Raw genomic sequence first — 12,008 nt, forward strand, 5'->3', positions numbered from 1 at the left:
CTCCTCCTGTGGCCGCCCTGTCAGGCTAGGCCGCGGCGCCGCCGCGGTCAAAGGCCCGTGCGTCGCGCCACCGCAAATGGGCATTTTTCAGGCATTTGCCTGCAAACCGTGCCCGCCCCCGCCTTGCGCGGCCCGAGACCGTTGCAGCCGCGCAGGCGGGCGGTCTAGAAGCGATGGACGGAGAACGGCCGCGGAGAGACCGCCGGGTGAAAGCGCTTCTGACAGTCGAGGGCCTGACCAAGGCCTATCCCGGGGTGGTCGCCAATGATCGCGTCGATTTCGACATCGCCGAGGGCGAGATTCACGCGCTTCTGGGCGAGAACGGCGCGGGCAAGTCCACGCTGGTCAAGATGATCTATGGCCTCGCCCAGCCCGATGCCGGCCGCATGACCCTGCGCGGTCAGCCTTATGCCCCTGCCGGTCCCGGCGCCGCGCGCGCCTCGGGCGTGGCGCTGGTGTTCCAGCATTTCAGCCTGTTCGACGCGCTGAGCGTCGCCGAGAACATCGCGCTGGGGATGGAGACCCCGCCGCCGATGCGTCGGCTCGCCGCCCGCATCCGCGAGGTCAGCGAAACCTACGGCCTGCCGCTGACACCCGACCGGCTGGTGGGCGGCCTGTCCGCGGGCGAACGCCAGCGGGTCGAGATCATCCGCTGCCTGTTGCAGGATCCGCGCCTGCTGATCATGGACGAACCGACCAGCGTGCTGACCCCGCAGGAGGTTGCGATCCTGTTCGCCACGCTGCGGAAACTGGCCGCCGAAGGCACCGCGATCCTCTATATCTCGCACAAGCTCGAGGAAATCCGCTCGCTTTGCGACCGGGCGACGATCCTGCGCCGCGGCCGCGTCGTCGAAAGCTGCAACCCGCGCGAGAAGACCGCCGCGGACCTCGCCGAGATGATGGTGGGGGCGAAACTGACCGCCCCGTCGCGGGCGGGCGGCAATCCGGGCGGCGTCGTGCTGGAGGTGTCGGGGCTGTCCCTGCCATCGGCAAACCCCTTCGGCACGTCCTTGCGCGACGTCTCGTTTTCCGTCCGGGCGGGCGAGATCCTCGGCATCGGCGGGGTGGCGGGCAACGGCCAGGACGAATTGCTGGACGCGCTGTCGGGCGAGGCCGCCGTCGCCGCCGGTGCGGTCCGGCTCCGGGGCCAGCCGATCGGCGCGCTCGGCCCCGGCCCCCGGCGCCGCGTCGCCGTGCTGGCCGCGCCCGAGGAACGGCTGGGCCATGCCGCAGCCCCCGACATGAGCCTGACCGAGAACGCCATGCTGACGGCGGCGATCCGCGAGGGGCTGGCGGCGCGGGGTTTTCTGAAATGGCCCGCCGCGAAGGCCTTTGCCGAGAGGGTCATCGCGGCCTTCGACGTGCGCACCCCCGGCCCCGGCAATGCCGCGCGCTCGCTGTCGGGCGGCAACCTGCAGAAATTCGTGATTGGGCGCGAGGTCTTGCAGCGTCCCGAGGTGCTGGTCGTGAACCAGCCGACCTGGGGCGTGGATGCGTCCGCCGCCGCGGCGATCCGGCAGGCGCTGCTGGATCTGGCCGCATCGGGGACAGCGGTGATCGTCATCAGCCAGGATCTGGACGAGCTGATGGAGATCTCGGACCGCTTCGCCGCGCTGAACGAGGGCCGCCTGTCGCCGCCCCGCCCGGCGCAGGGGCTGACGCTGGAGGAAATCGGGCTGATGCTGGGTGGCGCCCATGACATGGAGGTGGCGCATGTGGCCGAGTGAGGAGCAGCCATGATCCGCCTTGAGAAACGCCCCCAGCCCTCGCGGGCCTGGACCGTGGCAACGCCGCTGCTGGCCGTGGCGCTGACCATGGTGGCGGGCGGGCTGATGTTCGCCCTTCTGGGCAAGGATCCGGTCGTGGCGATCCGCACGATCTTCTGGGATCCGTTGTTTCACGAGCAGTTCGCCAGCTATTCGCGCCCGCAATTGCTGGTCAAGGCGGGGCCGCTGATCCTGATCGCCACGGGTCTGTCGCTGGGCTTTCGCGCGGGCATCTGGAATATCGGGGCCGAGGGGCAATACATCATGGGCGCGCTTGCGGGCGCTGGCGTGGCGCTGGCACTTTACCCGCTGGATGCGTGGTTCCTGTTCCCGCTGATGGTGCTGGCCGGGGCGCTGGGCGGCTGGGCCTGGGCGATGATCCCGGCGATCCTCAAGACGCGGTTCCGGACCAACGAGATCCTCGTCTCGCTGCTGCTGGTCTATGTCGCCGAGCAGGTGCTGGCCTCGATGGCGCTGGGGCTGATGAAGAATCCCGAGGGTGGCGGTTTTCCGGGCAGCCGCAACCTTCAGCACTACCCCGCCGCGGCCAATACCGAACTGATCGCGGGCACCGGGATGCATTGGGGCGTGGCCGCCGCCTTCATCGCGGTGATCGCGGCCTATGTGCTGCTGACCCGGCATATCCTGGGCTTCCAGATCCGGCTGGCGGGCCAGAGCCCGCGCGCCGCGCGCTTTGCGGGCGTCAACCCGAACGCGCTGGTGGTGATCTGCCTTGGCCTGTCGGGGGCGCTTGCGGGGCTTGCGGGGATGTTCGAGGTGGCGGGACCGGCCGGGCGGGTCAATATCGGCTTCAACCAGGGCTATGGCTTCACCGCGATCATCGTGGCCTTCCTGGGGCGCCTGCACCCGGTCGGGATCCTGCTGGCGGGGCTTCTGATGGCGCTGACCTATATCGGCGGCGAGCTTGCACAATTCATGCTCGGCATCCCGTCCGCCGCGATCCAGGCCTTTCAGGGCATGTTGCTGTTCTTCCTTCTGGGGGTCGATGTCTTGTCCAATTACCGCATTCGCCTTGGCCGGCGGAGGATCGCCTGATGGATCTGGGCGCGATCAATCCGGCGGTGCTGGCGGCCTCGCTGATGGTGGCGGCGACGCCGATCCTGCTGGCCGCGATCGGCGAGTTGGTGGTCGAGAAATCCGGCGTGCTGAACCTGGGCGTCGAGGGCATGATGATCACCGGGGCAATTGTCGGCTTTGCCATCGCGGTCGAGACCGGCAACCCGGCGCTGGGTTTTCTGGCGGCGATGGCCGGAGGGGCGGCGCTGTCGCTGGTCTTCGGGATCCTCACGCAGGTGCTGATGTCGAACCAGGTGGCGACGGGGCTTGCGCTGACGCTGTTCGGGCTGGGGTTTTCAGCGCTGATCGGGCAGGGCTATGTCGGCGTCAAGCCGCCCGCCCTGGCGAAGCCGGATCTGGGTCCGCTGGCCGATATTCCGGTGCTGGGCCGTGTCCTGTTCTCGCATGACCTGATCGTCTATCTCGGCCTTGCGCTGGTGGTCGCGGTCTGGGCCTTCCTGCGCTTCACGCGCCCCGGGCTGATCCTGCGTGCGGTGGGCGAGAACCACGATGCCGCGCATGCGCTGGGCTACAAGGTCGTGCGCATCCGGCTGGCCGCCATCGCCTTTGGCGGCGCCTGTGCGGGTCTGGGGGGGGCCTATCTCAGCCTGATGCGCGTGCCGCAATGGACCGAGGGCATGACCGCGGGCGCGGGCTGGATCGCGCTGGCGATCGTGGTCTTCGCCAGTTGGCGGGCAGGACGGGTGCTGCTGGGTGCCTATCTTTTCGGCGGCGTCGCGGTGCTGCAACTGAACCTTCAGGCTGCCGGGCTTGCCGTGCCGGTCGAGCTCTTGTCGGCCTCGCCCTATCTGGTAACGATCCTCGTGCTCGTCATCATCTCGGCCGACCGGGGCCGCGCAGCGCTGAACGCGCCCGCCTCGCTGGGACGGGTTTTCCACGCCTCGAGTTGAGGCGCCGCCAACCGGGGGGCCGATGGCCGCCCGCCACTACGGGAGAGAAAGATCCATGAACCGCAGAACATTGCTTGCCTCTGCCGCCTTCGCTTTGGGCCTTGCCGGGGCCGCCGCGGCCCAGGACCGGGTCAAGGTCGGCTTCGTCTATGTCGGCCCGATCGGCGATGGCGGCTGGACCTATGAACATGACAAGGGGCGCCTGGCCGTCGAGGCGCATTTCGGCGATGCGGTGGAAACGGTCTACCAGGAAAGCGTGCCCGAAGGCGCCGATGCGGAACGGGTGATGACGCAGATGGCGCTGTCGGGCGCTGATCTGATCTTTGCCACCTCGTTCGGGTTCATGGATCCGGTGATCAACGTCGCGCAGAAATTCCCCGATGTGAAGTTCGAGCATGCCACCGGCTACAAGCGCGCGGACAATGTCAGCACCTATTCCGCCCGCTTCTACGAAGGCCGCGCTGTGCAGGGACTGATCGCCGGGCACATGACGGAATCGAACATCATCGGCTATATCGCCTCCTACCCGATCCCCGAGGTCGTCCGCGGCATCAACTCGGCCTTCATCCATGCCAGGAAGGTGAATCCGGACGTCCAGTTCAAGGTGATCTGGGCCTATACATGGTTCGACCCTGCCAAGGAGGCCGACGCGGCAACCGCCCTCATCGAACAGGGGGCGGATGTGATCCTGCAGCACACAGACTCGACCGCGCCGCAGGCCGCAGCCGAGCGGGCGGGCAATGTCTATACCTTCGGGCAGGCCTCCGACATGATCGAATACGCGCCGAAGCCTCGAATCTCCTCGATCATCGACAATTGGGCACCCTATTACATCGAGCGGGTGCAGGCTGTGATCGACGGCACCTGGGAAAGCGTGGACACATGGGACGGCATCGCCCCGGGCATGGTCGGGATCGGCGAGATCACGGAGGCGGTGCCTGCCGAGGTCAAGGCCGAGGCCGAAGCGCTGATCGCGGCGATGGCGAGCGGAGAGTACCATCCCTTTACCGGCCCGCTGAACCGGCAGGACGGCACGCCCTGGCTGGCCGAGGGCGAGGTGGCGGATGATGGCACGCTTCTGGGCATGAACTTCTATGTCGAGGGGCTGACGGGCACGGTTCCGCAATAGGGCGGGCCGGGTCGGGGGCGCTGCCCCCGCCGCCGCTGGCGCGGCGGCTCCCCCGGGATATTTCGGGCCAGAAGAAGACGCGCGGCGGGGCTTTGGCTTTGCCGCGCGCTTGCGTTATGTGGGGGGCATGGACACGGATTTCATCGTGATCGGCGGCGGGATCGCCGGGGTGTCGGTCGGCGCGCGGCTGTCCGAACTGGGGCGCGTGGCGCTGGCCGAGGCCGAGGCGGGGCTGGGTTATCACGCCTCAGGGCGGTCGGCGGCGCTGTTCGACATGTGCCTGGGCGCGCCGCCCATCGTGGCGCTGAACCGGGCGAGCCATGCCGAGCATGCCGCAATGGGCGGCCTGTCCGGGCGCGGCCTGATGGTTGTCGGCCGCGCCGAGGATGCCGCAGCCTTCGCGCGCGATGAGGCGCATATGGCGCTGGAGCGCCTGTCGCCGGAGGAGGCGCGGGCGCGCATGCCGGTGCTGAACCCCGAGACCGTGGCCTTTGCCGGGTTCAACGCCGAGGCCTGGGATCTGGACACCGACCGGCTGATCCAGGCTCAGGCCCGCGAGATCCAGGGCAATGGCGGCACGGTCACCACCGGGGCGCGGGTTACGGCGATTGCGCGGGTTGCGACGGGCTGGCGGGTCGAGACCGCCAAGGGGCCGGTCGAGGGGCGCGTTCTGGTCAATGCCGCGGGCGCCTGGGTGGACGCGGTGGCGCGGATGGCGGGGGTGGCGCCCCTGGGGTTCACTCCCATGCGCCGGTCGATGGCGCGGCTGCCTGCACCGGGGGGCCATGATCTGCGCGGCTGGCCGATGGTGGTGGGCGCGGGCGAGCGGTGGTATTGCAAGCCCGATGCCGGGAAGTTGCTGGTCTCGCCTGCCGAGGAGGATCCGATGGCGCCCCATGACGCCTTTGCCGATGACATGGTGCTGGCCGAAGGTCTGGCGCGCTACGAGGAGATGGTGACAGAACCCGTCACCCGGGTCGAGACGAACTGGGCCGGGCTGCGAACCTTTGCGCCCGACCGGCTATTGGTGATCGGCTTCGATCCGGCCGAGCCCGCGTTTTTCTGGCAGGCGGGTCAGGGCGGCGTCGGGTTCCAGACCGCGCCTGCGGCCAGCCGCCTGGCGGCCGATCAGGTGGCCGGGCGCGCGCCCGGGATCGGGGCGGAGCTTGCCGCCGCCTTCAGCCCCGGGCGGTTCGCACGATGAGCCGGCGGTTGGACCTGCCCGACAGCGCCTCGATGGCGCGGCCCGGCGCGGATGGGCGGATGCACGCGCCGTCCGCCGCGCGCAATGCCGAGGCGATCTGCGCGGTGATCGCCGCGCGGGGGCCGCAGGCGGGCCGCGCGCTGGAGATCGCCTCCGGCACGGGCGAGCATGCGGCGCGGATCGCGGCGGCGCTGCCCGGGCTGCACTGGCAGCCCACGGAGATCGACCCCGCGCGGCGGGCCAGCATCGACGCCTGGGCCGCCCATGCGGGGCTGGCGAACATCCGGCCCGCCATCGCGCTGGATGCCTGTGCGCCGGGCTGGGGGGCGGAGCAGGCGGGGCAGGACCTGATCTTTGCCAGCAACATCCTGCATCTGATAGGCCATGCCGAGGCCGAGACTCTGGTGCGCGAGGCGGGCGCCGCGCTGGCGCCGGGGGGGGTGCTGATGATCTACGGCCCGTTCCGCCGCGACGACGGGTTCGCCAGCGCGGGGGATGCGGCCTTTCACGCCAGCCTCGTCGCGCAGGATCCGGCCATCGGCTACAAGTCGGTCGCCGAGGTCCTTGGCTGGATGCGGGCGGCGGGCCTGGAGGTCGAAGCGCCCGTCGAGATGCCTGCGAACAACCTGACCCTGATCGCCGCAAGGCCCCCCGCGGTTTGACCCGGGTCAAGGCGGGGCCGCGGGAAACCTGGTGTGAGGGACATGATTTTTGAACCCAAGGAGACAGGCATGGACTGGACTGCGAAACGCGACACGACCAAGGATCAGCTCAAGCGGCTGAACAAGGCGATCCCCGAGGCGACCAAGGCGTTCGGGGCGCTGGGCAAGGCGGTGAAGGAGGGCGGCGAGCTCGATTTCAAGACCAAGGAATTCATTGCGCTGGGAATCGCCATCGGGCTGCGCTGCGAGGCCTGCATCGTGCTTCACATGGAGGCGCTCGTGCGCGTAGGTGCAAGCCGCGAGGAAGTCGGCGACGTGCTGGCCATGGCGATCCAGATGGGCGGTGGGCCGGCGATGATGTATGCGGCCGCGGCCATGGAATGCTATGACCAGTTGATCGAGGAGAAGGCGCAGGCGGCCGAATAGGCCGCCTGTCGGCCTCCCGGCTGGCCCGGCCGGGAGGCTGCACCGTCGCTGTTGCCTGAACCGCGGGTTGGGCATACCCTTTCGCTGTCCGCAGCCCGAAGGGAACCATGCCCATGCCCCGCCTTGTCCCGACCGCCCTGCTTTTCGCTCTGGTCGCCGGGGCGGCGGGGGCGGCCGGTCATTACAGCCTTGAAGGCCGCTTTGTCGCCGGGTGGGACGGAAACGGCGATGGCGTCGTGACGCTGGCCGAGATCATGCGGATCCCGCTCGCGGTGTTCGCCCGGTTCGACCTGGACGGCAACGGCGTTCTGGACCCGCGCGAGACCGCGCGCTTCGACGCCGCAAGACAGGCCGATCTGCGGGCTGTCGGCGGCCGCACCGGCCCCGAGATCGCGCGCCTTGCCGCCGGGCTGAGGCTGAAGCGCAATGACATCGACGGCAATGGCCGGATCAGCCGGGACGAGTTCCGGCTGGGCGGTGCGGACTGGCTGGCGCTGCTGGACCGCAATGGCGACGGGGTGGTCAGCGCGGCCGATTTCGTCCCGCGCTGACCCGTCAGCCATCGGCGCGGATACGCGCGTTCGCGGGATCGTGCGGGCTATCCTCGACGATCTCGGCGGGCCAGAGGCTGTCGAACATGCGGACCTGCAACCGGGTGCCTGGCACCGCCAGATCGGGGCGCACATAGCCCATGCCGATCGACTTGCCGAAGGCCACGGAATACCCGCCCGAGGTCAGCCGCCCGACCCGCGCCGCGCCGTGATACAGCGCCTCGCGGCCCCAGGGGTCGGCATCGTCGGGTCCGTCGATCAGGAGGGTCACGCATTTGCTGCGGATGCCCGTGGCGGCCATCGCCGCCTTGCCGTGGAAGTCCTTGGACAGGTCCACGAAGCGGTCGAGCCCGGCTTCCAGCGGGGTTGCGTCGCGGCCAAGCTCGGTGCCGAAGGCGCGGTAGGATTTTTCCTGCCTCAGCCAGTTCTGCGCCCGCGCGCCGACCGGCGCCATGCCGTGCCTTTCGCCCGCCTCCATCAGCAGATCCCACAGATAGGTCTGCATCTCTATTGGGTGATGCAGCTCCCAGCCAAGCTCGCCGGTATAGGCCACCCGCAGCGCGCGGACCGGGCACATGCCCAGTTCGATATCGCGCGCGGACAGCCACGGGAAACGCCTGTTCGACAGGACCGTGGCGGGGTCGGCATCGCGCACGACATCGTTCAGGATCGCCCGTGCATTCGGCCCCGCCAGCGCGAAGACGCCCCATTGGGTCGAGACGTCGTGAATGTCGATCCAGCCGAAGTCGGCGCGCTTGTCCTCGGCGGCCTTGACCAGGAAATCGTGGTCATAGGCCTGCCACGCCCCGGCGGAGACGAGGTAGTATTCGTGCTCGGACAGCCGCACGATGGTATACTCTGTCCGCACCGTCCCCGCCGAACTCAGCGCGTAGGTCAGGTTGACCCGGCCCACCCTGGACAGGGCGTTGCAGGTGAACCAGTCGAGGAACGCGGTCGCGCCGGGGCCGCGCACCAGATGCTTGGTGAAGGCGGTGGCATCGATCAGCCCGGCGCGTTCGCGGATCGCCTTGGCCTCATAGGCGGCATGGGTCCACCAGCCGCCCCGGCGGAAGCTGCGGGCATCGTGGTCGAATGTCGCGGGCGCGTCCTCGGGGCCGTAATAATTGGGCCGCTCCCAGCCGTTGACCTGCCCGAACTGCGCGCCAAGGCGTTTCTGCCGGTCATAGGCGGGCGAGGTGCGCAGCGGACGGCAGGCGGGCCGTTCCTCGTCGGGATGGTGCAGGATGAAGACATGCTCATACGCCTCTTCGTTCTTGCGGGCGGCGTATTCGGTCGTCATCCAGCCACCGAAGCGGCGGGGGTCGAGCGCGCCCATGTCGATCTCGGCCTCGCCCTCGATCATCAGTTGCGCAAGGTAATGCCCCGCCCCACCGGCCGCGGTGATGCCGAAGCTGAAGCCTTCGGCCAGCCACATGTTGCGCAGGCCCGGCGCGGGGCCGAGCAGCGGGTTGCCATCGGGCGTGTAACAGATCGGGCCGTTGAAATCGTCCTTCAGCCCGACATGCTCGGAGGACGGGATCCGGTGGATCATCGACATGTATTCCGCCTCGATCCGTTCCAGATCCAGCGGGAACAGGTCGGCGCGGAAGCTGTCGGGGCAGCCATATTCGAACCGCGCAGGCGCGCCGCGTTCATAGGGGCCGAGAATCCAGCCGCCGCGCTCCTCGCGTACATACCATTTCGCATCGGCATCGCGCAGGACCGGGTGCTGGGGATTGCCCGCCTCGCGCCAGGCGACCAGCGCGGGGTCGGGCTCGGTCACGATGAACTGATGCTCGACCGGGATCGCGGGCGTCTTGATGCCCAGAAGCCGGGCGGTGCGCTGGGCATGGTTGCCGGTGGCGGTGACGACATGCTCGGCACTGATGACCGCCTGTTCGTCGGTCGCGACAAGGTTCCCGCCCTTCTCGGCCATCCGCGTGACGGTGACCCGCCATTCCGAGCCGGTCCATACATAGCCGTCCACCTGCCACTTGCGCTCGATCACGGCGCCGAACTGGCGCGCGCCCTTGGCCATGGCCTGCGTGACATCGGCGGGGTTGATGTAGCCGTCCGTGGGATGGAACAGCGCGCCCACCAGATCGTCCGTGCGCACCAGCGGCCAGCGCGCCTTGATCTGATCGGGTGTCAGCCATTCATAGGGCACGCCGCAGGTTTCGGCGGTGGTGGCGTAGAGCATGTATTCGTCCATGCGCGCGTCGGTCTGCGCCATGCGCAAATTGCCCACCACGAAGAAACCCGGGTTCAGGCCCGTCTCGGCCTCGAGTCCCTTGTAGAACCGGATCGAGTAGTCGTGGATATGGGTCGTGGCATAGGACATGTTGAAATAGGGCAGAAGGCCCGCCGCATGCCAGGTGCTGCCCGAGGTCAACTCGTCGCGTTCCAGCAGCATCGTGTCCCAGCCCGCCCGGGCCAGATGATAGGCGACCGAGGCACCGACGGCACCGCCGCCGACGACAAGGGCTTTGACATGGGTCGTCATGGGCCGCGACTCCGCTTGCAGCATCCGCATTGCGCCCAGTTACGCAAAATCCCAGACCTGCGGCGAGGTTCATCCGACTTCATGGGGCGCGAAAGCGACGTTGCACCGCAAGGTTCCGCCGAGCGTTCGTCGCGCCGGAGGTCACGACGACGCTCAGGCAAGGGCCGCGGTCAGCCCCCGGGACGCTATCCCTGGCTTTGGATTGGCAACGGGCTCCGACCTGCCGGTGGCAGGAAACAGGAGAACAACAGAACGGGTTCTTTTTTTGAACGGTCAAGGGGTCTTCACGACAGGCGGGGTCTGGACCAGTACGAATCGGATCGGCAGGAGGTCGTCCGAACTGCGATAAGGCAGTTCGAGTGAGCCTTGGGCCTGGATCTGCTGATCCATATTGGCAGGCCACCCCGCAAGTGCCAACCCCGCCTCCAGGCTCGGCGGCACATTCTCGCGCATCAGGAACAGGACCGTCTCGCCACCGAACTGCTGCGACGCATGGCCCAGATAGGGTGCGATACGCCAATCGGGCCGGGCCCGCGCGAGATTTCCGGCGGTGTAGAACTCGGCGACGATGGGCGTTCCGGGCATCGGCGCGATCGTGGCGATCATCTCCGGCAAGGCCGCGAAATCGACATCGCGCCGGGCGCCGGGCTTGAACCGATCAAAGACAAGGCCGGTGAAGACCAGCGCCGCGATCAGGCCCAGCACAATGTAGACGCGCCCGATCGCGCGCATGCTGACCCGCCCGAAGAGCCAGACGAACAGCCCCGGAACCGCGAGGAACGCCATCGGCAGCAACCAGCGGCCGGTGACATGGCCCATTCCGGATGCCCAGACACCGGCGAACATTGCGAGCGCGACAAAGAACGCCGCGCGCAGCAGCAGGGCGACCAAGGGGCGCCCATTCGCCTCGACCTTGTCGCGGCCGCGGCCGCGGCCGAAGACCAGCAGCAGCGCAGCCACAAGCAAGGGCAATGCCAGGATCGTCGCCATCGCCACGGCCAGAAGCGGCACGCCTTCCGGCAGGCCGGACGTGACCGGTGGCAACTCGTCAAGCTGCAACTTGCGCACGGAAGAAAAGGCAAGGTCCGGATTTCGCAGCATCCACGCATAGGGCGCCGCGACGACAGCCGCGGCAAGGGCCGGCACGATCAGGGCGCGGGCGCTGACGATCCGCGCGCGCATCGGCGCAATCGTCAGTCCCGCCGCGAAAAGTCCCAATGGCACCAGCCAGTAATTGTACTTGGCCAGTCCGCCAAGCCCCACCGCGAGACCCAGCGCGATCCAGGCCGCCCAGCCGCCGCTTCGCACCGCCCAGAGGAAGGCCGCCAGCGTCGCCGCCGAGGTGGCAAGCAGCATGTTGGAATGCGTGGTGGCGCGCTGCGCCTCCCAGGCAATGTCGGGAAGCAGAAAAAGCGACAGCGCCCCGAATGCCGCGGCACCTGCGGGCACCCAGAGGCGAAGCCCCAGGAAGACAAGAAGGAAGGACAGGAAAAGCAGGCCGTTCTTGAGAATCGACAGCGCCAGAAGCGACCGTCCGAAAAGTTCGAAAAGCCCGATCTGCAGCCAGTTGTAGAGCGGCAGTTGCGGCCCGTAGCCGAGCCGGAGATCGGGTGTCATCACCATCATCTCGGCCTCGTCCGTCTCGAACGCGCCACCGAGCAGGAGCCTGAGCGCCACATGGGCCGCGAAAAAGCTGCCCAGCGCAAGCAGGAACCACAGCGTCGCCCGCGATGCGCGCTGCAGGCCGTCTTCGGTCATGTCGGTCATGGTCACGCAGCA

10 protein-coding genes are annotated in these 12,008 nt (G+C 68.4%); 8 read left to right on the top strand and 2 right to left on the bottom strand.

Going from position 1 to position 12,008, the window contains the following annotated elements; translation table 11 throughout:
* The first annotated feature begins 206 nt into the window (after positions 1 to 206).
* The 8 genes from NHN26_RS08240 to NHN26_RS08275 all read left to right on the top strand — a co-directional run bounded on the left by NHN26_RS08240 (position 207) and on the right by NHN26_RS08275 (position 7,726).
* Positions 207 to 1,727: an ABC transporter ATP-binding protein gene (locus NHN26_RS08240; protein ID WP_253089014.1), complete on the top strand. Its 1,521-nt coding sequence runs from the start codon at positions 207 to 209 to the stop codon at positions 1,725 to 1,727.
* A gap of 9 nt (positions 1,728 to 1,736) precedes the next feature.
* Positions 1,737 to 2,822: an ABC transporter permease gene (locus tag NHN26_RS08245; RefSeq protein WP_253089015.1), complete on the top strand. Its 1,086-nt coding sequence runs from the start codon at positions 1,737 to 1,739 to the stop codon at positions 2,820 to 2,822.
* Complete coding sequence (locus NHN26_RS08250; RefSeq protein WP_253089016.1) at positions 2,822 to 3,754, top strand: ABC transporter permease; 933 nt, start codon at positions 2,822 to 2,824, stop codon at positions 3,752 to 3,754. The genes NHN26_RS08245 and NHN26_RS08250 overlap by 1 nt, the downstream gene beginning before the upstream one ends.
* 55 nt (positions 3,755 to 3,809) lie before the next feature.
* Complete coding sequence (locus NHN26_RS08255; RefSeq protein ID WP_253089017.1) at positions 3,810 to 4,883, top strand: BMP family ABC transporter substrate-binding protein; 1,074 nt, start codon at positions 3,810 to 3,812, stop codon at positions 4,881 to 4,883.
* Between the two features lie 127 nt (positions 4,884 to 5,010).
* Complete coding sequence (locus tag NHN26_RS08260) at positions 5,011 to 6,087, top strand: NAD(P)/FAD-dependent oxidoreductase (RefSeq protein ID WP_253089018.1); 1,077 nt, start codon at positions 5,011 to 5,013, stop codon at positions 6,085 to 6,087.
* The gene (locus NHN26_RS08265) at positions 6,084 to 6,749 is read left to right on the top strand and encodes a DUF938 domain-containing protein (RefSeq protein WP_253089019.1); all 666 of its coding nucleotides are present in this window, start codon (positions 6,084 to 6,086) and stop codon (positions 6,747 to 6,749) included. The genes NHN26_RS08260 and NHN26_RS08265 overlap by 4 nt, the downstream gene beginning before the upstream one ends.
* A 69-nt stretch (positions 6,750 to 6,818) precedes the next feature.
* Positions 6,819 to 7,175, top strand: coding sequence for a carboxymuconolactone decarboxylase family protein (locus NHN26_RS08270; RefSeq protein ID WP_253089020.1), 357 nt, complete (start codon positions 6,819 to 6,821; stop codon positions 7,173 to 7,175).
* 113 nt (positions 7,176 to 7,288) lie between these two features.
* On the top strand, positions 7,289 to 7,726 hold the full coding sequence (locus tag NHN26_RS08275) for an EF-hand domain-containing protein (RefSeq protein ID WP_253089021.1): 438 nt from the start codon (positions 7,289 to 7,291) through the stop codon (positions 7,724 to 7,726).
* Positions 7,727 to 7,730: 4 nt separating this feature from the next.
* Here NHN26_RS08275 and NHN26_RS08280 read toward each other — a convergent pair whose 3' ends face one another.
* The gene (locus tag NHN26_RS08280) at positions 7,731 to 10,229 is read right to left on the bottom strand and encodes a GcvT family protein (protein WP_253089022.1); all 2,499 of its coding nucleotides are present in this window, start codon (positions 10,227 to 10,229) and stop codon (positions 7,731 to 7,733) included.
* 273 nt (positions 10,230 to 10,502) lie between these two features.
* Positions 10,503 to 11,996 carry a glycosyltransferase family 39 protein gene (locus NHN26_RS08285; RefSeq protein ID WP_253089023.1) on the bottom strand — a complete coding sequence of 498 codons (1,494 nt, stop codon included), beginning with the start codon at positions 11,994 to 11,996 and terminating at the stop codon, positions 10,503 to 10,505.
* Positions 11,997 to 12,008 lie beyond the last annotated feature (12 nt).

The sequence above is a fragment of the Rhodovulum tesquicola genome (genome assembly GCF_024128855.1).
In the GTDB taxonomy this organism is placed as follows: Bacteria; Pseudomonadota; Alphaproteobacteria; order Rhodobacterales; family Rhodobacteraceae; genus Rhodovulum; species Rhodovulum tesquicola.